The sequence below is a fragment of the Streptomyces rimosus genome, from assembly GCF_008704655.1.
In the GTDB taxonomy this organism is placed as follows: Bacteria; Actinomycetota; Actinomycetes; order Streptomycetales; family Streptomycetaceae; genus Streptomyces; species Streptomyces rimosus.
Genome location: NZ_CP023688.1, coordinates 4,732,345 through 4,752,597 on the forward strand (window position 1 = coordinate 4,732,345; position 20,253 = coordinate 4,752,597).

Here is a 20,253-nt window from a genome sequence, read left to right on the forward strand (position 1 = left end):
CGTACCCCTTCGCGCCCCGCATGGAGGTGCCCCGTGAACTCCGAACCGTGGCCCCCGACCCCCGAACCCCTCGCCTTCACCGATCCGTGGGAGTACGAACTCGCCTTCCCCGGTGATCCGCGCGGCCCCGGCATCGCCCGTATGACCTTGCGCGCGGTGCTGGCAGCCCACGGGGTGCCCGAACTCATCGAGCGCGCCGAGCTGTTGACCTCGGAGCTGACCACCAACTCCGTACGGCATGCCAAGGGCTCCGCGAGTGTCCGCATGCGTTGGGCGCATCCCGTCCTGCGGGTCAGCGTCTCGGACACGGCTCCGTACCTGCCCGCCGCGCTGCGCTCGCCCTCACCGGAAGCAGGCAGCGGGCGCGGCCTGTTCATTCTCGACCGCGTGGCCGACCGGTGGGGCGGCTGTGCGCTCGGGGACACGTTGCTCGGGCCGGGAGGCAAGAGCGTGTGGTTCGAGTTGGCGGTACGTACCGGTCCCCCGCCGCCGGAAACGCCGCGCCCACTGGCGGCTTGACCCGTAGCGAAAGGACCGGAAGCCGTGGACGCACCGCAGGAAGACCTGAGCCGCCCGCCCGTACCCGCACCAGGCTGCGCGACGTGTACAGCCCTTGCCGCGCAGCGAGCCGAGGCGCGGGCCCGGTTCGACGCCAGCGCACAGACCGACGCCAACGTCCTCATGCGCCAGCACCAGCGCCGGGAGCACTCCTGATGCCGCGGCGGACGTTCCGGTACGTACCCTTCACGATCACCCAGGACCGGACGGCGGAGCCGGAGTACGAGGCCCGGTGCGTGTCCGGCGACGAGACCGAGTGCGGCGCGAAGTCCGGCACGCACCACGCCCCGGGACCCGTCGAGGAGTGGCAGCGTAAGCACACACAGGAGACCGGGCACCGGCGCTATCGCCGGAACTTCGGTGACTACGCGGTGGTTCAGCCTCCGTCGGACTTGGATGACGCGGCCGGCCCTCCCATCACACACGCCATCGCCGAACTGCTCAAGAACGGAACGACCCCGCATGACTGAACCCCGGATTTCGGAGCGCCTGCGGGCCGGCCTCGTGCAGCGGCTGCTCAAGTCCGGTGCTCTGCGCAGTCCCCAATGGGAGGCAGCCGTGATGGCGGTGCCTCGTGAGGCGTTCCTGTCGCGCGGCTGGTTCGAGTATGAAGAGGGTGGCTGGTACCGGGCTGCGGTGGGGGACGGCCCGGGCGGGCTCGTGCGGGTCTACGAAGACGACACTCTCGTGACACAGGTCGCCGGGGGCGTCTTCCCCGACCAGGTCGAGGGGCGTATCACCGCAGCTCCGTCGTCGTCATCCACCCTGCCGAGCCTGGTCGTGCGGATGCTCGAAGAGCTGCGGGTGGCCGAGGGAATGCGGGTTCTGGAAATCGGTACGGGTACGGGCTACTCGACCGCGCTGCTCTGTCGGGCCGTCGGTGAGGACAACGTGACCACGGTCGAGGTCGACGCCGAGGTGTCCGCCCGGGCCGGGATGGCTCTAGCGGGCGCCGGTCACTGGCCTGTCCGCGTGGTCGGTGACGGGCTCGCGGGCCACGAGGAGGGCGGCCCGTACGACCGCGTGATCGCCACCTGCGGCGTGCACACCGTGCCGGCGGACTGGATCGCTCAGACGCGGCCCGGCGGTGAGGTGCTGCTCACGGTGGGCGGGTGGATGCACGCGTCCGAACTCGTACGGCTGACGGTCTCCGACGACGGTACGGCCAGTGGGCCGGTGCTGGGCGGACAAGTCTCGTTCATGCTGGCCCGGCCGCACCTTCCGCCGCCGCTGGGCCTCTTGCCGAACCTCGGGGAGGAGGACGCGGAGCCCACCGATCTGGGCGCGGACGTGCTCGACGACTGGACGGCCCGGTTCGTCGCACAGTTCGCCGCGCCACGCGCACAGCGGCTGACGCTGCAACGTGAGGGGCGCGCCGAGCACGTCGTGATCGACGTGGACGCCGAGGCGTGGGCGGTGGTTTTCCACGACGGTGCGCGCTGGTTGGTGCGGCAGGGCGGGCCTGCGCGCCTGTGGGACGAGATCGCCGGGCGCGTTGTGCGGTGGAAAGCGGACGGGTGCCCGTCGGCCGACCGTATGTGGCTGCGCGTCGGGCCTGAAGGGCAGCGCCTCACCTGGGGGTGATCACGTACCGGCAGCTGTCGCCGGTACGTATTCACGCCCCTCAGTCCTCGTAATGCATCCGATGCGTCTCCTCCACCACCGGGGCCGCCGGGCTTGGGGGCTGCATGCGGCGGCGTTTGAAGATGCTGACGTAGGCCGCTATGCCGATGATGCCTACGGCCATCAGGATCAGGCCGACGAGGTGCAGGTTGACCCCGGCCATGTGCCAGTCCACCGCGAAGGTCAGGATGCCGCCCAGCGCGAGCAGACCGATGCACCATCCGATGCCCATGGTTTCCGCCTCCGTACGCGATTGGATGTTCCGGGCCGGTCGTGGACCGGGTACCCGGCGGTCCGGGGGCCAATCGCGTGGTGTGGGCGGGCGGTTGTCAGGGGGCGAGGGCGCGGTTCGGGTCGCGTTGCCAGTGTGAGACGTGGGCGTCGTCGTCCAGGTGGACGCCCTTCGGGAGCCGGACGCGGGCCTGGAGGCCGGGGAGGGTGTGGCCGTCGCGGTCGGTGAAGCCGATCGAGAGGGTGCGGGTCTCACGGCCGGTGGTGGGCGTGGTGATGGTGGCGTAGGCGGTGGCGCCGGGGGCGAGGGTGAGCGGGGTGCGGGGCGCGCGTTTGGCGGGCCGTTCACGGAGATGGGTGGGGTCCGTGTCGCCGGCGCGCAGGTGGGGGGAGCCGTGCAGATCGCAGGCGGTACGGGAGGTGTTGGTGACCTGGAGGAGGATGCGGCCGGGCGGCTGGGGGAGCGGCTTGGCGGCCAGCGTCACGCGCGCGGGGTCGCAGGACGCGTGGACCCCGGTGGTGGTCCGGTCGGTGCGGGAGCCGGTCATCTCCGGGCCCAGTGGTTCGTCCGCGCCACCGGAGTCCTTGCCGAAGGGATGGAACGGTTTGCCGTCGCTCGTCCTCAGCGCCTCCTGACCGCCGCACGCGGTGAGCAGGCCGAGAGCGGCCACCGCCGTGAGCCCGGCGGCGGCGGTCCGCAGCGTACGGGTACGGGCGGGCGTACGGGTACGGCCGCGCCCGTTGCCGTGGCGGCTGCGGTCGCGGCGTGCGGTGGCTGCCTCCGTAACGGTGCGGCGCGGCATGGGGTCTCCCGGGGTCGCTGCTGGTGCTGCATGCTGCGATGCCACCTTGACTTGCCGGGCTGCCGCTTGACTAACGCTTCCCTAACGGATGTGGCACAGAGTGGCCGCAAGGGGGCGAGGAGGGAGGAGTGACGGGGGAGGAGGGAGGGGCGGGCCGCCGCGGGGGCAGGGCCGTACCGGCCGAGCGGCGCGCTGGGAGTACGTGATGCCCACGTACTTACAGCGCGCCGCTCAGCTGCCTTCAGCCCCCTCCGCCCCCGCTCCCCGACCCCTCGTCCCGGGCGAACAGCTGCGTCAGCGTGCTGATCGTGTAGACGTCGGTGGCCTCCTCGTCGACCAGGTGCATTTCGGCGAGGCGGTCCAGGCCGTCCTGGATGTCCTCCGGGGCGGAGCCGGCCAGGGACGCGGCGACGGAGGCATTCAGATGGCCGTCGGCGTTGGCGGCGAGGGCCCTGAGCAGCCGTGCGTCGTCCGCCGAGAGGCGGGCCACGGACATCCGCAGGGCCGCCGCGACACCGGTGTCCTCGGCGGACAGCAGGGCCAGCCGCCGCCGTTCGTCGCGCAGGGCGGCGGCCAGGCGGGCCAGCCGCCAGCGCGGGCGGGCGGTCAGCTGGGCGGCTGCCGCGCGCAGGGCCAGTGGCAGGCCGTCGCACAGCTCGACCAGTTCCCGAGCGGCGTCCGGGTCGTCGGCGACCCGTTCCGCGCCGAGCATCGCGCCGAGCAGCGCCGTACCCTCCGCCGCGCCGAGCGCCTGGAGGGGCACCGGCCGGGCGACGTCGGTGGCGACCAGGCCGTCCAGGCGGCTGCGGCTGGTCACGACCGTGGCGCAGTGCTCGCCGCCGGGCAGCAGCGGGCGTACCTGCGCGGAACTCTGCGCGTTGTCGAGGACGACCAGCAGCCGCCGCCCGGCCACCAGCGACCGGAAGAGCGCGGAAGCGGACTGGGCCGAGGTGGGGATGCGGTCGGGTGGCGTGCCGAGTGCCAGCAGGAAGTCCCGCAGGACCTCGGCGGGTTCGGCGGGCGCGCCCTCGTTGAAGCCGCGCAGGTCCGCGAAGAGCTGCCCGTCGGGGAAGGCCTCGGCGTGCCCGTGGGCCCACTGCACGGCGCACGCGGTCTTGCCGACGCCGGCCGGGCCGGTGACGACGGCGAGCGGGCTCTCGCCGGGTACGGCGGACCGCACCACGGCGCTCAGCGCGGCGAGCTGCTGCTCCCGGCCGAGGAAGCGGGCGGGTGGGCGGGGGAGCAGGCGTGGGGCGGACGACCTGGCGGCGGGGCCGCCTGCCGCCTGCGCGGGCACGCGCGGGTCCGCAGGAGCGGCAGCGGTACGGGGGTCCGCCTGGGCACGTACGCGGGGGTCCTGAGCGGGTGCTCGGGGGTCCCCCTGGGCGGGTACGCGTGGGTCCACCGGCGCAGCACCTCCGGCCGTACGCGCGGCGGCCCGCCCGTCTTCGGACTTGCCGTCGCCCGCGCCCTCGGCCCGCAGGATCTCCTCGTACGCCCTCTTGAGCCGCGCCCCCGGCCCGACGCCCAGTTCCTCGTCGAGGAGCCGCCGCGTCCGGTGGAACCACTCCATCGCGTCGGACTGCCGCCCCGTACGGAACAGCGCCTGCATCAGGTCGGCGACCATGCCTTCCCGGAGCGGGTTGTTGACCGCCGCGGTGTAGAGGACCGCCGCGGCCTGTTCGTGCTGACCCAGCGCGCTGTGGGCGCGCGCCAGGGCCTCGGTCGCGGTCAGCCGCTGTTCCTCCAGCGCGTGCGCGGCGGCGGCGAACGGCGGGCTGGTGACGGTGCCGGTGAGCGCCGGGCCGCGCCACAGCCCGAGGGCCTCGCGCAGCAGCGGCACCGCGTCGCCCGGAGCGGACTCCGGGCGGGCGAGCGCGACCAGTTCGCCGAAGCGGTGGGCGTCGATCAGCTCCTCGGGCAGGCGCAGCAGGTACGCCGAGCCGTGGGTGGCCAGTTCGATGCCGTACGCCTCGGCGCCGCCCCCGGCCAGCGTCGCGCGCAGCCGCGAGACGTGGCCCTGCACGACCGTACGGGCGTGCTCGGGCGGTTCGTCCTCCCACAGGGAGTCGATCAACTGCTCCAGCGGGACGGTGGTGTTGGGCTGCAGAAGCAGCAGCGCCAGCACACTGCGCCGCTTGGCGGGCCCGAGCGCCAGCTCACCGGAACCGGTGGCGACGGATATCGGGCCCAGCAGGGAGAAGTCCAACTCAGCTCTCCAGGAAGGCCGTCAGGGCGCCGGCCAGCATGTGCGGGTCCTCGCTGCCGCACAGCTCACGCGCCGAGTGCATGGACAGGATGGCCACGCCGATGTCGACCGTGGCGATGCCGTGCCGCGCGGCGGTGATCGGGCCGATGGTGGTGCCGCAGGGCATGGCGTTGTTCGAGACGAAGGACTGCCACGGCACGCCGGCCCGCTCGCAGGCGTCGGCGAAGACGGCGCGGCCGGTGCCGTCGGTGGCGTAGCGCTGGTTGACGTTGACCTTCAGGATGGGGCCGCCGTTGGGCAGCGGGTGGTGGCCGGGGTCGTGCCGCTCGGTGTAGTTGGGGTGCAGCGCGTGGCCGGTGTCGGAGGACAGACAGACCGTACCGGCGAAGGCGCGTGCGCGGTCCTCGTAGGTGCCGCCGCGGGCGAAGGCCGAACGTTCCAGCACCGTTCCGAGCAGCGGGCCGTCGGCGCCGGTGTCGGACTGGCTGCCGTTCTCCTCGTGGTCGAAGGCGGCGAGCACGGGGATGTACGGGGGCTCCTCGTCGGCGGTGGCGACCGTGGCCAGCGCGACCGTACCGGCGTGTACGGACAGCAGGTTGTCCATCCGCGGCCCGGCGACCAGCTCGCGGTCGCGGCCCAGGTAGGCGGGCGGTTCGATGCTGTGCAGCATCAGGTCCCAGCCGCGTATGTCGCCGGCGCCCGCGCCGATCTCCTCCTCGACGAAGGCGACGAGATCGCCCTCGCGCACCTCGCCCAGGCCCCAGATCGGCGTCATGTGGCGCTGCTTGTCGAGCTTGAGGCCGTCGGCGTTGACAGAGCGGTCCAGGTGGACGGCGAGCTGGGGGACGCGCATCAGCGCGCGGTCCACGTTGACCAGCCGGGTGCTGCCGTCGCGCAGTGTGACCCGGCCGCTGAGGCCGAGGTCGCGGTCGAGCCAGGTGTTGAGCAGGGTGCCGCCGTAGACCTCGACGGCGACCTGCCGCCAGCCGCGGTGGCCGGTGTCCGGGATGGGCTTGACGCGCAGGTTGGGCGAGTCGGTGTGGGCGCCGACGATGCGGTACGGGGTGGCGGCGGTGGCGCCCGCCGGGACGTACCAGGCGATGATCGCGCCGCCGCGCAGCACGTACTTGCCGCCGCTCTCCCCGTCCCAGGCATCGGTCTCGGCGACCTGCCGGAAGCCCGCTTTCTCCAGCCGCTCGGCGGCGTTGGCCACCGCGTGGTACGGCGAGGGAGAGGCGGCGAGGAAGGACATCAGGTCGTCGGTGTGGCCGCGGTCGAAGCGGGGGGATTGGCTCATGGTTTCAGCATAAGGACTGCGGGGTGCCCTTCCCTGGTATACGAATCCGCATGCATCACGGTATGGGAACCTCAGTGCCCTTTCGGGCAGCCGGATGTCCCGGCCCCTAAGGCCGGTCTCCGGTGTCGAGCGCCCCCCCCGTATGCCGGTGCCCTCGCACGGCGATGCCCGCCTCCCCGGGGGATGGGAGGCGGGCAACGTCAGTGTTGCGCGTTTGTCTGAGAACGCTGTGAGAGCGTCCCGGTCACCGTCCGTTTCCGGACGGTGCTTAACCGGTCGTTAGAACGCCCGCAGCGCGTCCCACGTCCCTCGGGACACCTCAGAACGCGGCCTCGTCCAGCTCCATCAGCGACTGGTCGACGGTCTCGGCCAGGCCACGCTGCACGGAGACGCCCGGCAGCACGTTGTGCGCGAAGAACTTCGCCGCCGCGATCTTGCCCTCGTAGAACGGCTTGTCCTTGCTGGAGGCACCCGCCAGCTTCTCGCTCGCGACCGCCGCGCCCTTCAGGAGCAGGTAGCCGACGACCACGTCGCCCGAGGCCATCAGCAGGCGGGTGGTGTTCAGGCCGACCTTGTAGATGGACTTCACGTCCTTCTCGGTGGCCGCGAGGTCGGTCAGCATGGCGCCGACGATGGCCTCCAGGTCGGCGGCGGCCTTGGCCAGCTCGCCGCGGGCGGCCTCCAGCTCCGCGCCGCCGACGGCCTCCGCGAGGAACTTCTTGATCTCCTCGGAGAGGGCGGTCAGCGCCTGGCCCTGGTCGCGGACGATCTTCCGGAAGAAGAAGTCCTGGCCCTGGATGGCGGTGGTGCCCTCGTAGAGGGTGTCGATCTTGGCGTCGCGGATGTACTGCTCGATCGGGTACTCCTGGAGGTACCCGGAGCCGCCGAAGGTCTGCAGCGACTGGGCCAGCTGCTCGTAGGACTTCTCCGAGCCGTAGCCCTTGACGATCGGCAGCAGCAGGTCGTTCAGGCGGGTCGCGGCGGAGGCGTCCTCGCCCGCGGCCTCCTTGGCGATGATCTCGTCCTGGACGGTCGCGGTGTAGAGCACCAGGGCGCGCATGCCCTCGGCGTACGCCTTCTGCGTCATCAGCGCGCGGCGCACGTCGGGGTGGTGGGTGATGGTGACGCGCGGCGCGGTCTTGTCGGTGAAGGCGGCCAGGTCGGGACCCTGCACGCGCTCCTTGGCGTACTCCAGGGCGTTGAGGTAGCCGGTGGAGAGGGTGGCGATGGCCTTCGTGCCGACCATCATCCGCGCGAACTCGATGATCTTGAACATCTGGCGGATGCCGTCGTGCTTCTCGCCCAGCAGCCAGCCCTTGGCCGGGTGGTTGGCGCCGAAGGTCATCTCGCACGTGTTGGACGCCTTCAGGCCCATCTTGTGCTCGACGTTGGTGGCGTAGACGCCGTTGCGCTCGCCCAGCTCGCCGGTCTCCCAGTCGAAGTCGTACTTCGGCACGATGAACAGCGACAGGCCCTTGGTGCCCGGACCGGCACCTTCGGGGCGGGCGAGGACGAAGTGCACGATGTTCTCGGACATGTCGTGCTCACCGGAGGTGATGAAGCGCTTGACGCCCTCGATGTGCCAGGAGCCGTCCTCCTGCTGGACGGCCTTGGTGCGGCCGGCGCCGACGTCCGAGCCCGCGTCCGGCTCGGTCAGCACCATGGTGGAGCCCCACTGCTTGTCCACCATCAGCTGCGCGATCTTGTGCTGCTCCTCGGTGCCCTCGTCGTGCAGCACGCCCGCGAAGGCGGGTCCCGAGGCGTACATCCAGATGGCCGGGTTGGCGCCCAGGATGGTCTCGGCGAAGGCCCACAGCAGGGAGCGGGGCGCGGTGGTGCCACCGATCTCCTCCGGGATGCCCAGGCGCCACCACTCGGCGTCCATGTACGCCTGGTAGCTCTTCTTGAAGGTGTCGGGCACCGGCGCGGTGTTGGTGTCCGGGTCGAAGACCGGCGGGTTGCGGTCGGTGTCGGCGAAGGAGTCGGCCAGCTCGTTCTCGGAGAGCCGGGCGATCTCGCTCAGCACGCTCTTGGCGGTGTCCACGTCCATCTCCGCGAACGGTCCGGTGCCGTACACGCTGTCGCGGCCGAGGACCTCGAAGAGGTTGAACTCGATGTCGCGGAGATTCGACTTGTAGTGGCCCATGGGTACGGCTCCGTAAGGTTCGGGAGGAGACCCAGCGCTTGGAAGCGAGGGACCTCAAACGCAATACCAGCAAGTAGCTCCGATGATGCTACCCGTCGGTAATAAGAAGCAACCCCTAACCGCCCATCTGTGACGAGCGTCCCTGGGACGCCTCCGCACCCCTGCCGCCCTTCGGCATGCTCATGACCCCCAGGGCCCTACGGCATGCTCACGGCCGGTCCGACCACTTCCCCGACCTGCCGCTGGTGGTCACCCGGCACACGGCGGGCTTCCCCGGACCCGGCGACTTCCCCGAGGCGACCTGGCGCTCGCCGTCGAGCAGAATCCGGCAGGAGGCCGTGCCGTTCCCGGCCGGCGTCACCTCCAGCAGCGCTTCCTCGCCGCCGTCCACGACGACCGTCTTGCGCCACGGCAGCCGCGTCTCGCCGGTCTCCGTCTCGCGCCGCTCGCCGCCCGGGTGCGGGCCGGAGTCGTGCAGGTAGCGCATCTTGGCCGCGCGCGGCGGTCCGCCGGTGGAGGCGGCCTCGTACGTCAGGGACCAGGCGGCCCCCGAGTCCCGGAGCTGGGTGGCGCCGTACAGCATCAGCCCGCAGGCGGTCAGGGCGGTGACGGTGAGCAGCACGCCGCCGCGGGTGATACGCGGTTTTCGGCGGTCACGGTCGGTCACGCGGTCGGTCATCGGTGGCGGCCCCGGTCGGTGGGTGGCGATCTCGTTGGCCGTTCCAACGTAGCGGGCGGCGCCGACTCAGTACGCTGTGCGGCATGTACGGCTACGACCAGAACGCGGGCGCCGGGCAGCAGCAGTACGGTGCGCCCCCGCCGCAGCACCCGGCCCCCGGCGGCTACGGCGAGCAGCCGCTGTACCCCGAGCCGTCCCCGCCCTCCCTTGCCGACGCGGTACGTGCCTTCACCACCGGATCGATGTCCGCCGAGGACTTCCAGGGCATCTTCTCCACGTCCAAGGTCTACTGCCCGCGCGGCGACAACCCCGGCTTCCTGGCGCTGCACAACACCCAGCAGCCGGTCATCCCGATGTTCACCTCGCTCAAGGAGCTGCGCCGGTACGCGGGCAAGGAGTCCAAGTACTTCGTGATCACCGGCGCCGAGGTCCTGGACCTGCTACCGACCGGCTATGGCTTCGTCCTGGACATGGAGGGCGATCACCGGATGGTCTTCGACGCCAAGTCGGTGGAGCAGATGGTCGACTTCGCGATGCGGCGGATGTACGGCTGAGGCTTCGTATGCGGCGGATGCCCGGCTGAGGCCGGTTCCCGGCGGCGGCACCGGAGGGTGCCGCCGCTTTTTGCGTTTCCGCGCTGCCGGAACGATTACTTCCCGCCGGGGGCCGGCGGGGAATGCCGATCGCCTTGCTAGTCGTTCAGTCTTCAACTAAATTGAAAGCGGAACGACCGAGGAGGCCGTCATGCCCGCAGTGACCGTAGAGAATCCGCTGAGCCTGCCGCGTGTGGCGGCGCCAGCCGACGCCCGGCCGCGCGCCGTGCTCGCGGTGTCCACCGCGCCCAGCGGTTTCGAGGGGGAGGGCTTCCCGGTACGCCGTGCCTTCGCCGGCATCGACTACAAGTACCTGGACCCGTTCATCATGATGGACCAGATGGGCGAGGTGGAGTACGCGCCGGGCGAGCCCAAGGGCACCCCCTGGCACCCGCACCGCGGCTTCGAGACCGTCACGTACCTGATCGACGGCAGCTTCATCCACCGCGACTCGCACGGCGGCGGTGGCGTGATCAACGACGGCGACACCCAGTGGATGACGGCCGGCTCCGGCCTGCTGCACATCGAGGCGCCGCCGGAGGAGCTGGTCATGACCGGCGGGCTCTTCCACGGCCTCCAGCTGTGGGTGAACCTTCCCAAGAAGGACAAGATGATGGCGCCCCGCTACCAGGACATCGGCGGCGGCCAGGTGAAGCTGCTGACGTCGGCGGACGGCGGCGCGCTGCTGCGGCTGATCGCCGGCGACATCGACGGTCACCAGGGGCCCGGCATCACCCACACGCCGATCACGATGATGCACGTATCGGTCAACCCGGGTGCCGAGGTGACCATCCCGTGGCGCTCGGACTTCAACGCGCTGGCGTACGGGCTGGCCGGACGCGGCACCGCGGGCCCGGTCGGACGCCCGTTCCGTATGGGCCAGTCCGTGGTGTTCGGCCCCGGCGGCGACTCGCTGACCATCCGGGCGGACGCCACACAGGAGTCCCGCAGCCCCAACCTGGAGGTCGTCCTCCTGGGCGGCAAGCCGATCCGCGAGCCGATGATGCACTACGGCCCGTTCGTGATGAACACCCACGCCGAACTGGCCCAGGCCTTCGAGGACTTCCAGGCCGGGCGGCTGGGGACGGTCCCGGCCGACGGCCACTGAGGCCGGAGTGGCATGCCGGTGATCCGCGGGGAGCGCATCCGCTCCCCGCGGAATGCCGTCACGTACGGGCGGCCCCGTGATCCACTGGCAGGGTGCGAAACGATCTGAGATCCCCGGACCGTCAGCCGCTCCTCCCGGTCGCCGCCCGCCGCGCCGCGGCCTGGTGCGGAGTGGGACTGCTCGTCGCCGCCGTGGTGGCCGTCGGCGTCTGGCTGTGTGTGCTGCTGAGCGCCGCCGTCACCCCCGTGCTGCTGGCGCTGCTCGGCAGCGCGCTGCTCGGGCCGGTCTACCGGCGACTGGTGGCGATGAAACTCAACCAGTCGCTGGCCGCCGGGCTGACCTGCGCGCTGCTGGTCGTGGTGGTCGGCGGCGCCGGCTACATCGTCGTCAGCGCGCTGATCGACACCGGGGACCAGATCCTCGCCTCGCTCAAGGACGCCGCCAAGGAGGTGTCCCGGCACTTCGGCGCCGCGGGCACGTCACTGGACGACATCGTCTCGAACGCCAAGCCCTTCATAGGGAAGTTCGGCGGCACCGCGGCCAGTGGCCTGCTGGAAGGCGTCGGCGTCGTCGCGGCCACACTCGCCGCATCCGTGCTGGCCCTGTTCCTGACCTTCTTCTTCCTGCGCGACTCCGACAAGGCCGTGCGCGCGCTGCACGACTGGGCGCCCGGCGAGTCGGGGCCGGGCCTGGAACAGATGGCCCGCCGCGGCTTCCAGGCCATCGAGGGCTTCATGCGCGGTACGACGCTGATCGCGCTGATCGACGCCGTCGGCATCACCATCGGCCTGCTGATCCTCCAGGTGCCCGGCGCGGTCGGCCTGGGCGCGCTGGTCTTCGTCGGCGCCTACATCCCGTACCTGGGCTCCTTCCTGTCCGGCTCGGTGGCCGTGCTGGTCGCGTTCGCCGACGACCGCGGCCCAGCCATCGCCCTGTGGACCCTGGGCATCGTCCTGGTGGTGTTCTTCCTGGAGGGCCACATCCTCCAGCCGATCGTGCAGAGCCGTACGGTCCAGATGCACCCGGCGATCGTGATGCTGGCGATCACCGCGGGCGCCAGCGTCGCCGGGGTGATGGGCATGCTGCTGTCCGTACCGCTGACCGCGGCGGCCTTCGGCGTGCTCTCGGAGCTGCGCCGGCACTACGCGGCGGGCTCGGGCAGCGAATCGTCGGAGAAGGCGTCCAGGTCCGGCAGCGACGGCTCGGCGCCGTCCGCCGCGTCCTCGTAGAGCTCGAACCACGTCGACTTGCCGTCGCCGCGCGGGTCCACGCCCCACGCGCCGGCCAGCAGCTCCATCAGCACCAGGCCGCGCCCCGAGGACGCCAGCTCGCCCGGGGTGCGGCGGTGCGGCAGCTCGTCGCTGCCGTCCGCCACGTCGACCCGGATACGGCGCTGTCCCGGCACCCCGGTGATCTCCGCGACCAGCAGCGCGTCGCCGTCCGTGTGCATCAGGACGTTGGTGACCATCTCGGAGACCATCAGGACGGCGGAGTCCACCTGGTCCTCGTCGGCCCAGTCGTGCAGCACGTCGCGCACCTGGCGGCGCGCCTCCGCTATCCGCTCGGGCTCGGACTGCCGCACGGTGAGCACCGTACGGCGTACGGGCCGGTGCGCCGCCGTGCCGCCGCTGCCCACCCCGCAGCTGCCGCCCTCGCGGCACAGCAGCAGCATCGCTATGTCGTCCTCGCGCCGGTCCACGAACGGGCCGGTGGTGTGGTACGAGGACGGGCCGTGCACGGCCTGTACGAGGGCGTCGGCCAGCCGCTCCAGGCCCGCGGCGTCCTCCAGGGCCGGCGCCACCACCCGCTCGGTGGGCTCGCCGTGCACGTCCTCGGCCCCGTACGTCTCGATCACGTGCCGCAGCCGGGCCCAGCCCGACTCCAGGTCGTGCCCGCCGGTCTCGATCAGCCCGTCCGTACAGACCAGCATCGTCTCGCCGGGCTCCAGGACGAGCCGGGTGGTGGGGTAGTCGGTGTCCGGCACGATGCCCAGCGGCAGGCCGCCCGCGGTGGGCCGGACGAGCACGGTGCCGTCGGCCATCCGGATGGTCGGGTCGGGGTGCCCGGCCCGCGCGATGTCCAGCAGGCCGGTGGCCGGGTCCACCTCGATGTACAGGCAGGTGGCGAAGCGCGGGTCCTCGCCGCCGAACTCGGTGTCGTTGATCCCGGACAGGAAGCGGGAGGCGCGGGAGAGCACCGCGTCCGGGTGGTGGCCCTCGGAGGCGTAGGCGCGCAGGGCGATCCGCAGCTGCCCCATCAGGCCCGCCGCCCGTACGTCATGGCCCTGGACATCGCCGATGACCAGCGCGATCCGGCCGGACGGCAGCGTGATCATGTCGTACCAGTCGCCGCCGACCTCCAGCCCACCGCCGGTGGGCACATACCGCGCCGCCACCGTCATGCCCGGGATGTCCGGCTGCACGGTCGGCATCATGCTGCGCTGGAGGCCGTCGGTCAGCTCACGCCGCGACTCCTGGTCGCCGGCGCGGGCCAGCGCCTGGGCGAGCATCCGGGCGACGGTGGTCAGCACCGCGCGCTCGTCGGGCGTGAAGGCGACCGGGGTGCCGAAGCCGGCCATCCAGGCGCCGATCGTGCGGCCCGCGCTGACCAGCGGCAGAAAGGCCCAGGACGTGCGGTTGAAGGGCTCGGCGAGCGGCCAGGTGGCGGGGTAGCGGCGGCGGTAGGACTCGGGGGTGGGCAGGTAGATGGCGCGGCCGGTCCGTATCACCTCGGCGGCCGGGTACTCGGTGTCCAGCGGCATGTCGACGAAGGGCTCGATGTCGCCCTGCTGGTGTCCGTGGTGGCCGATGACGGAGATCCGGTCGCCCTCGATGCCGAAGACCGCCAGGCCGTCCGGGCTGAAGCCGGGCATGGACAGGCCCGCTGCGACGCGCAGCACCTCGGCCGTGGAGTGCGCCTCGGCCAGCGCGCGGCCCGCGTCCAGCAGGAACGCCTCGCGGGAGCGGCGCCAGTCGCCGGTGACCGGGGCGTGCGGGGAGGCGGTGCCGGGCTGTGTCTCGGGGATCTCCTGGACGGTGCCGACCAGCTCGTAGTCCGTGTGGTCGGTCTCGCTGCGCAGGAAGGCGCGGGAGCGGCTGCGCACGATGCGCAGCACCCGGCCCTCGCTGTCCATCACCCGCAGCCGGGCCTCGGCGATGGTGCTCTCGGTGACGGCGAGGTTGACGATGCCGGTGATCTCGGCGAAGTCGGCCGGGTGAAGGTGGGAGCGCACCGCCGCCTCGGACAGCTCGACGGGCTCCGCGGGCAGCCCCAGCAGCCGGGCGGTCTCGGCGTCGAGGGTCACCTGTCCCGAGACGTTGTCCCAGCGCCACAGGCCGGTCGCGGTGGCGGCCAGGAGGTCCTTGGTGCGCATTGCATCACTTTAGGTGGGTTTGACGGGAGCCGACCAGTGCGGTGGGTACCGCGGCGGATACCTCTATCTTCGCATGTGGCGTTTGACGCGCACGCGTCAATCGGGGCCTCGGTCCGACCGGTAACCTGGAGCGGTTAACTCTCACACTCCAACTTGCGACGACTTGGATGAGCGATGCATCGGTACCGGTCCCATAACTGTGGCGAGCTCCGAGCCGCGGACGTCGACACCGACGTCCGCCTCAGCGGCTGGCTGCACAATCGACGTGACCTGGGCGGCATCCTCTTCATCGATCTTCGCGACCACTACGGTCTGGTCCAGCTCGTCGCCCGCCCCGGCACCCCCGCCAACGAGGCGCTGTCCTCCCTGACCAAGGAGACCGTCGTCCGTATCGACGGCAAGGTCAGCGCGCGCGGCGCGGACAACGTCAACCCCGAGCTGCCCACCGGCGAGATCGAGGTCGAGGTCACCGAGGTCGAGGTGCTCGGCGCCGCCGAGCAGATCCCCTTCACGATCAACGCCGAGGACGGGGTCAACGAGGAGAAGCGCCTCGAATACCGCTTCCTGGACCTGCGCCGCGAGCGGATGCACCGCAACCTGATGCTGCGCACCGCCGTCATCTCCGCCATCCGGCACAAGATGACCGCGCTCGGCTTCAACGAGATGGCGACGCCGATCCTGTCCGCGACCTCCCCCGAGGGCGCCCGCGACTTCCTCGTCCCGTCCCGCCTGCACGCCGGCAAGTTCTACGCGCTGCCGCAGGCCCCGCAGCAGTTCAAGCAGCTGCTGATGATCGCGGGCTTCGACCGGTACTTCCAGATCGCGCCCTGCTTCCGCGACGAGGACGCCCGCGCGGACCGCTCGCCGGGCGAGTTCTACCAGCTCGACGTCGAGATGAGCTTCGTCGAGCAGGAAGACGTCTTCGGCCCGATCGAGCAGCTGATGACCGAGCTGTTCACCGAGTTCGGCGGCGGCCGCACGGTCACCTCGCCGTTCCCGCGCATCCCGTTCCGCGAGTCGATGCTCAAGTACGGCTCCGACAAGCCGGACCTGCGCGCCGAGCTGGAGCTCGTCGACGTCTCCTCGGTCTTCGCCGGTTCCGGCTTCAAGGCGTTCGCCGACAAGCACGTCCGCGCCCTGGCCGTGCCGGACACCGCCGACCAGCCGCGCAAGTTCTTCGACCAGATGGGTGACTTCGCCGTCCAGCAGGGCGCGAAGGGCCTGGCCTGGGTCCGTGTCGGCGAGTCGAACACTCTGACCGGTCCGATCGCCAAGTTCCTCACCGAGGACGACGTGAAGGCGCTGGTCGAGGCCCTGGACCTGAAGCCCGGCTCGGCGGTCTTCTTCGGCGCCGGCGAGTTCGACGAGGTCTCCAAGATCATGGGCGCGGTCCGCGTCGAGGCCGCCAAGCGCACCGGCCACTTCGTCGAGGGCGAGTTCCGCTTCTGCTGGATCGTCGACTTCCCGATGTTTGAGAAGGACGAGGACACCGGCAAGATCGAGTTCTCCCACAACCCGTTCTCCATGCCGCAGGGCGGCCTGGAAGCGCTGGAGACCAAGGACCCGCTGGACATCCTGGCCTGGCAGTACGACATCGTCTGCAACGGCGTCGAGCTGTCCTCCGGCGCCATCCGCAACCACGAGCCGGAGGTCATGTACAAGGCCTTCGCCATCGCCGGCTACGACAAGGAGACCGTCGAGGCCGAGTTCGGCGGCATGCTCCGCGCCTTCAAGTTCGGCGCCCCGCCGCACGGCGGCATCGCCCCGGGCGTCGACCGCATCGTCATGCTCCTCGCCGACGAGCCCAACATCCGCGAAACCATCGCCTTCCCCCTCAACGGCAACGCCCAGGACCTGCTCATGGGCGCGCCGACGGAGGTCGACGAGTCGCGGCTGAAGGAGCTGCACCTGTCGATCCGCAAGCCGCAGGTGAAGTAGGTCGTTCGTACGTGTGAAGGGCCCGCGATCACGGGATCGCGGGCCCTTTTGCGTGTCAGGGTCCGGGCGTGGAGGGAAACCGGAAGCGGCTCCGGCGGCAGCGGAGAAGCCCACATATGGAGGTCGGTCGGCATGTCGGAACTTCTGCTGGAGGTCGACGACGAGGCGCTGGCGGAAGCCGCGAAGCTTCTCGGTACGAAGACCGAGAACGACACGGTCAACATGGCGTTGCTGGACGTGGTCAAGCGGCGTAACCGGGCCATGGCGCTTGCTGAGCTGCGCGACCTGGGAGCGAAGGGCGACTTCGACACGGGGTTCGCGCCCTAAGCTGGACCTGAGCCAGTGCGTCGGGAGGACCTCCAGTGGACAGCAACATCAACGCGCTCATCAAGATGTGGCACGAGCAGGATATTCCCGATGGTCTGCGTGCCGAGCTGCTCGACGGCGAACTCGTCATGCAGGCGAATCCCGGGATCGTCCATGACCTCCCGGCCCGCAGCCTCGTCCGGCACACTCCGGAGCCTTTCGAGGCATGGAGCGAGCGCGGCATTTTGGTGGCCGATGATTACCGCCCCCGCGCCGATGCCGTCATCATCCGTGCTGAAGACCGCCCGGCCCCCGACTTCGCAGAAGCGGACTTGCCGCCGCAGATCGTCCTCGCCGTCGTCGAGACGGTCTCCACCACCCGTACGGCCATCAAGCGGGACTGGGAGGACAAGCGCGAGCGCTACGCCGAGGCCGGAATCCCCGTCTACTTGATCGTTGACCCCAACGACGCCACCTGGCACATCCTCCAGCTCGACGGCCGCCATTACGTCGAGACCGCGAAGGGCATCTTCGGCCAGGAGATCCCCCTGCCGGAGCCGATGGGTTTCACCGTACGGACGGCGGGCTGGCACCCGTACGGCGGGACTGGCGGCACCGGCGGTACGTCCGCGTAGGCGCCGCCCGCGCATGCCGAGGGCCCGGAACCGGTGACCGGTTCCGGGCCCTCGCGCTATGTCGTCGGCCTGCCTACTCCGCCGCCCCGAACCGCTCCCGGTACGACTCCAGGTCATCCTCCGTGATCTTCGCGAAGAGCACCGGCGGCACCGTGAACGCCGTGCCGGCCGGGACCGAGGACAGTGCGCGGGCCTCGTCCGCCGTGACCCAGGCGGCCGTGTCGCCGTCCAGTGCGAACGCGCCGCGCATGGCCTTCGCGGCGGCCGGGATGAACGGCTCCGAGACGATCGCGTACAGGTGGATCAGGTTCATCGCGGTCCGCAGCGTCAGCGCCGCCGCTTCCTGGTCGGTCTTGATCTCCAGCCAGGGGGCCTTCTCCTCCAGGTAGGAGTTGCCGGCGCTCCACAGCGCCCGCAGGGCCGCGGCCGCCTTGCGGAACTGGAGGGCCTCCATGTGGCCCTCGTACTCCGCCAGCAGCTCGGCGATCTGCTCGCCCAGCTTCGCCTCGGCCTCTCCGGCCGCCGCGCCCGCCGGCACCTCGTCACCGAAGCGCTTGCGGGAGAAGGACAGCACCCGGTTGACGAAGTTGCCGAGGGTGTCGGCCAGGTCCTTGTTGACCGAGGAGGAGAAGAGTTCCCAGGTGAAGGACGTGTCGTCGGACTCGGGCGCGTTGGCCACCAGGAAGTAGCGCCAGTAGTCGGCGGGCAGCAGCTCCAGCGCCGCGTCGGTGAAGATGCCGCGCCGCTGCGAGGTGGAGAACTTGCCGCCGTAGTACGTCAGCCAGTTGAACGCCTTGAGGAAGTCGACCTTCTTCCAGGGCTCGCGGGTGCCGAGCTGGGTGGCCGGGAACATCACCGAGTGGAACGGGACGTTGTCCTTGGCCATGAACTCCGTGTAGCGCACATCGTCGGCCTCGTACCACCACGACTTCCAGTCGCGGTTCGCCGGGTCCGCGTCCGCCCACTCCTTCGTCGAACCGATGTACTCGATCGGCGCGTCGAACCACACGTAGAAGACCTTGCCCTCGGCGGCCAGCTCCGGCCACACGTCGCCCGGCACCGGCACGCCCCAGTCCAGGTCACGGGTGATCGCGCGGTCGTGCAGGCCCTCGGTCAGCCACTTGCGGGCGATGGAGGAGGCCAGCGTCGGCCACTCGTCGCCCGCCTCGTCGATGAACTTCTCGACCTCGCCCTGGAGCTTGGACTGGAGCAGGAAGAGGTGCTTGGTCTCGCGCACCTCCAGGTCGCTGCTGCCGCTGATCGCCGAACGGGCGTCGATCAGATCGGTCGGGTCCAGGACGCGGGTGCAGTTCTCGCACTGGTCGCCGCGGGCCTTGTCGTAACCGCAGTGCGGGCACGTGCCCACGATGTAGCGGTCCGGCAGGAAGCGGTCGTCGGCGACCGAGAAGACCTGGCGGATGGCCCGCTCCTCGATGAAGCCGTTCTCGTGGAGCTTGCGCGCGAAGTGCTGGGTCAGCTCCACGTTCTGCTGCGAGGAGCTGCGCCCGAAGTGGTCGAACCGCAGGTGGAAGCCGTCGTAGATGGCCTTCTGCGCTTCGTGCTGCTCGGCGCAGAACGCGGCGACCGACTGGCCGGCGTCCTTCGCGGCCAGCTCGGCGGGCGTGCCGTGCTCGTCCGTCGCGCAGATGTAGAGCACATCGTGCCCGCGCTGGCGCATATAGCGCGCGTACACGTCGGCCGGGAGCATGGACCCCACCATGTTGCCCAGGTGCTTGATCCCGTTGATGTACGGAAGGGCGCTGGTGATGAGGTGTCGAGCCATTGCCGGCTGCTCCCAAGTCGCTACGGTGAGTGAGGTTTTGTTCTACGGAACGTCAATATCGTACTGGACCGGTGTATGGCCACCGCGCCCGGTTTTCCCCGTACCGTACGTCCCTTGATCGCTCCGGCTCCGCGTTCAGGGCTTACGGGCGACGACCAGCCCCCAGCCGGGGCTGCCGTCCGGACGGCGGGCCGCTCCCCGTACCGGCATGACCTCCACGGCGAACCCGGCCGCGCGCAGGTCGGCGCGTACGGCCCCCAGCGACGAAGTCCGGTAGTACATGACGAACGGCGGACGCCACACCAGGTTCCGTACGCGCATCACCGCGTCGAAACCGAGCAGCGTCCAGTACAGCGCGGAGCGCGGGGGCGGCGGCGCGGCGATCGGAAAGGCGAAGATCCCGCCCGGCCGCAGGGCCCGGTGGACACCGGCGAAGACGGCGGCGCGCTCGGCGGGCAGGAAGTGGCCGAGGGCGCCGAAGGTGACGGCGAGGTCGAAGGCGGCGGTGAAGGGGAGGGCGCGGGCGTCGGCGCGGAGGTACGTGACGGCGGGCGTACGCGGGGGCCCGGCCACGGCCTGCCGGGCCGCCGTGAGCATCCCCGTACTGAAATCCACGCCGACGACACGCTCGCGGCACAGCGACCGCAGTACGCCGATACCCGCGCCCGTACCGCAGCACACGTCGAGCCCGGCCTCGAAGAGGCCCCCGGAGGGGCCGCGCCCCCGCAACGCCTCACCGGTCGCCTCAAGGATCCGGTCGGGAGTACGGAACGGCGTGTGGTCGAACTTCGGGGCCAGCAGGTCGTAGCCGCGCTCCACGGAGGAGAGGGCCTGCACGGTCAGCTCGCGGAGCGTGGGGCCCTGGGGAGAGAACACGGGGTCAGGGTACTGAGTTGGGGGCGCTTGCGTGGGGGGTGCCCACCGGCACGCCCCGTATCACCACCGGCAAAACGGGCCTTACGGGGTCCCCG

General features: G+C 70.9%; 19 protein-coding genes. 10 read left to right on the plus strand and 9 right to left on the minus strand.

What is annotated here, in order from left to right; all coding sequences use genetic code 11:
• The first annotated feature begins 33 nt into the window (after nt 1-33).
• From CP984_RS20110 to tgmC, 4 genes are read left to right on the plus strand one after another with little or no spacing between them, the layout of a single operon-like run.
• Nucleotides 34-519 (plus strand): ATP-binding protein, encoded by a 486-nt coding sequence (locus CP984_RS20110; protein WP_003980370.1) that lies wholly within the window; start codon nt 34-36, stop codon nt 517-519.
• Nucleotides 520-543: 24 nt separating this feature from the next.
• Nucleotides 544-714 (plus strand): hypothetical protein, encoded by a 171-nt coding sequence (locus tag CP984_RS41335; RefSeq protein WP_156100296.1) that lies wholly within the window; start codon nt 544-546, stop codon nt 712-714.
• The gene (locus tag CP984_RS20115; RefSeq protein ID WP_003980371.1) at nt 714-1,028 is read left to right on the plus strand and encodes a DUF7848 domain-containing protein; all 315 of its coding nucleotides are present in this window, start codon (nt 714-716) and stop codon (nt 1,026-1,028) included. Before CP984_RS41335 ends, CP984_RS20115 begins: the two co-directional genes overlap by 1 nt.
• A complete protein-coding gene (gene tgmC / locus CP984_RS20120) occupies nt 1,021-2,142 on the plus strand; it encodes an ATP-grasp peptide maturase system methyltransferase (protein WP_030180801.1) in 1,122 nt (373 codons plus the stop codon). Before CP984_RS20115 ends, tgmC begins: the two co-directional genes overlap by 8 nt.
• A gap of 40 nt (nt 2,143-2,182) precedes the next feature.
• Here the strand turns inward: tgmC and CP984_RS20125 are convergent, their stop codons facing one another.
• The 6 genes from CP984_RS20125 to CP984_RS20150 form a co-directional block, all read right to left on the minus strand.
• Complete coding sequence (locus CP984_RS20125; protein WP_003980373.1) at nt 2,183-2,413, minus strand: DUF6458 family protein; 231 nt, start codon at nt 2,411-2,413, stop codon at nt 2,183-2,185.
• A gap of 97 nt (nt 2,414-2,510) precedes the next feature.
• Nucleotides 2,511-3,215: a DUF4232 domain-containing protein gene (locus CP984_RS20130; protein WP_003980374.1), complete on the minus strand. Its 705-nt coding sequence runs from the start codon at nt 3,213-3,215 to the stop codon at nt 2,511-2,513.
• Between the two features lie 241 nt (nt 3,216-3,456).
• Nucleotides 3,457-5,424 (minus strand): AfsR/SARP family transcriptional regulator, encoded by a 1,968-nt coding sequence (locus CP984_RS20135; RefSeq protein ID WP_003980375.1) that lies wholly within the window; start codon nt 5,422-5,424, stop codon nt 3,457-3,459.
• A 1-nt stretch (nt 5,425) separates the two neighbouring features.
• The gene (locus CP984_RS20140) at nt 5,426-6,721 is read right to left on the minus strand and encodes a M18 family aminopeptidase (protein WP_003980376.1); all 1,296 of its coding nucleotides are present in this window, start codon (nt 6,719-6,721) and stop codon (nt 5,426-5,428) included.
• 319 nt (nt 6,722-7,040) lie between these two features.
• Nucleotides 7,041-8,867: an acyl-CoA dehydrogenase gene (locus CP984_RS20145; protein ID WP_003980377.1), complete on the minus strand. Its 1,827-nt coding sequence runs from the start codon at nt 8,865-8,867 to the stop codon at nt 7,041-7,043.
• 208 nt (nt 8,868-9,075) lie between these two features.
• Nucleotides 9,076-9,546: a hypothetical protein gene (locus CP984_RS20150; RefSeq protein WP_003980378.1), complete on the minus strand. Its 471-nt coding sequence runs from the start codon at nt 9,544-9,546 to the stop codon at nt 9,076-9,078.
• An 83-nt stretch (nt 9,547-9,629) separates the two neighbouring features.
• Between CP984_RS20150 and CP984_RS20155 the strand changes: the two genes are divergently transcribed.
• The 3 genes from CP984_RS20155 to CP984_RS20165 all read left to right on the plus strand — a co-directional run bounded on the left by CP984_RS20155 (nt 9,630) and on the right by CP984_RS20165 (nt 12,476).
• Nucleotides 9,630-10,100 (plus strand): SseB family protein, encoded by a 471-nt coding sequence (locus CP984_RS20155; protein WP_003980379.1) that lies wholly within the window; start codon nt 9,630-9,632, stop codon nt 10,098-10,100.
• A gap of 190 nt (nt 10,101-10,290) precedes the next feature.
• Complete coding sequence (locus tag CP984_RS20160) at nt 10,291-11,247, plus strand: pirin family protein (RefSeq protein WP_003980380.1); 957 nt, start codon at nt 10,291-10,293, stop codon at nt 11,245-11,247.
• A gap of 92 nt (nt 11,248-11,339) precedes the next feature.
• A complete protein-coding gene (locus CP984_RS20165; protein ID WP_030638538.1) occupies nt 11,340-12,476 on the plus strand; it encodes an AI-2E family transporter in 1,137 nt (378 codons plus the stop codon).
• Here CP984_RS20165 and CP984_RS20170 read toward each other — a convergent pair.
• Entirely contained in the window at nt 12,389-14,620 is a 2,232-nt protein-coding gene (locus CP984_RS20170) for an ATP-binding SpoIIE family protein phosphatase (protein ID WP_003980382.1), read from the minus strand. The genes CP984_RS20165 and CP984_RS20170 overlap by 88 nt on opposite strands.
• A gap of 174 nt (nt 14,621-14,794) precedes the next feature.
• Here CP984_RS20170 and aspS point away from each other — a divergent pair, with 174 nt between their 5' ends.
• From aspS to CP984_RS20185, 3 genes are all read left to right on the plus strand, one after another.
• Complete coding sequence (aspS, locus tag CP984_RS20175; protein WP_003980383.1) at nt 14,795-16,558, plus strand: aspartate--tRNA ligase; 1,764 nt, start codon at nt 14,795-14,797, stop codon at nt 16,556-16,558.
• A gap of 132 nt (nt 16,559-16,690) precedes the next feature.
• Nucleotides 16,691-16,885: a type II toxin-antitoxin system VapB family antitoxin gene (locus CP984_RS20180; protein WP_003980384.1), complete on the plus strand. Its 195-nt coding sequence runs from the start codon at nt 16,691-16,693 to the stop codon at nt 16,883-16,885.
• Nucleotides 16,886-16,920: 35 nt separating this feature from the next.
• On the plus strand, nt 16,921-17,499 hold the full coding sequence (locus CP984_RS20185) for a Uma2 family endonuclease (protein WP_003980385.1): 579 nt from the start codon (nt 16,921-16,923) through the stop codon (nt 17,497-17,499).
• A gap of 73 nt (nt 17,500-17,572) precedes the next feature.
• On the opposite strand, the gene metG is transcribed toward CP984_RS20185, so the two are convergent.
• Both metG and CP984_RS20195 read right to left on the minus strand, forming a co-directional pair.
• A complete protein-coding gene (gene metG, locus CP984_RS20190; protein WP_003980386.1) occupies nt 17,573-19,282 on the minus strand; it encodes a methionine--tRNA ligase in 1,710 nt (569 codons plus the stop codon).
• Nucleotides 19,283-19,417: 135 nt separating this feature from the next.
• On the minus strand, nt 19,418-20,158 hold the full coding sequence (locus CP984_RS20195) for a class I SAM-dependent methyltransferase (protein WP_003980387.1): 741 nt from the start codon (nt 20,156-20,158) through the stop codon (nt 19,418-19,420).
• Nucleotides 20,159-20,253 lie beyond the last annotated feature (95 nt).

What these genes read in the sequence shown, in the direction of transcription:
- CP984_RS20145 (WP_003980377.1), bottom strand. Translation starts at nt 8,867, where the DNA reads ATGGGCCACTACAAGTCGAATCTCCGCGACATCGAGTTCAACCTCTTC.
- CP984_RS20140 (WP_003980376.1), bottom strand. Translation starts at nt 6,721, where the DNA reads ATGAGCCAATCCCCCCGCTTCGACCGCGGCCACACCGACGACCTGATG.
- aspS (WP_003980383.1), top strand. Translation starts at nt 14,795, where the DNA reads ATGCATCGGTACCGGTCCCATAACTGTGGCGAGCTCCGAGCCGCGGAC.
- metG (WP_003980386.1), bottom strand. Translation starts at nt 19,282, where the DNA reads ATGGCTCGACACCTCATCACCAGCGCCCTTCCGTACATCAACGGGATC.
- CP984_RS20155 (WP_003980379.1), top strand. Translation starts at nt 9,630, where the DNA reads ATGTACGGCTACGACCAGAACGCGGGCGCCGGGCAGCAGCAGTACGGT.
- CP984_RS20125 (WP_003980373.1), bottom strand. Translation starts at nt 2,413, where the DNA reads ATGGGCATCGGATGGTGCATCGGTCTGCTCGCGCTGGGCGGCATCCTG.
- CP984_RS20115 (WP_003980371.1), top strand. Translation starts at nt 714, where the DNA reads ATGCCGCGGCGGACGTTCCGGTACGTACCCTTCACGATCACCCAGGAC.
- CP984_RS20160 (WP_003980380.1), top strand. Translation starts at nt 10,291, where the DNA reads ATGCCCGCAGTGACCGTAGAGAATCCGCTGAGCCTGCCGCGTGTGGCG.
- tgmC (WP_030180801.1), top strand. Translation starts at nt 1,021, where the DNA reads ATGACTGAACCCCGGATTTCGGAGCGCCTGCGGGCCGGCCTCGTGCAG.
- CP984_RS20150 (WP_003980378.1), bottom strand. Translation starts at nt 9,546, where the DNA reads ATGACCGACCGCGTGACCGACCGTGACCGCCGAAAACCGCGTATCACC.
- CP984_RS20180 (WP_003980384.1), top strand. Translation starts at nt 16,691, where the DNA reads ATGTCGGAACTTCTGCTGGAGGTCGACGACGAGGCGCTGGCGGAAGCC.
- CP984_RS20170 (WP_003980382.1), bottom strand. Translation starts at nt 14,620, where the DNA reads ATGCGCACCAAGGACCTCCTGGCCGCCACCGCGACCGGCCTGTGGCGC.
- CP984_RS20130 (WP_003980374.1), bottom strand. Translation starts at nt 3,215, where the DNA reads ATGCCGCGCCGCACCGTTACGGAGGCAGCCACCGCACGCCGCGACCGC.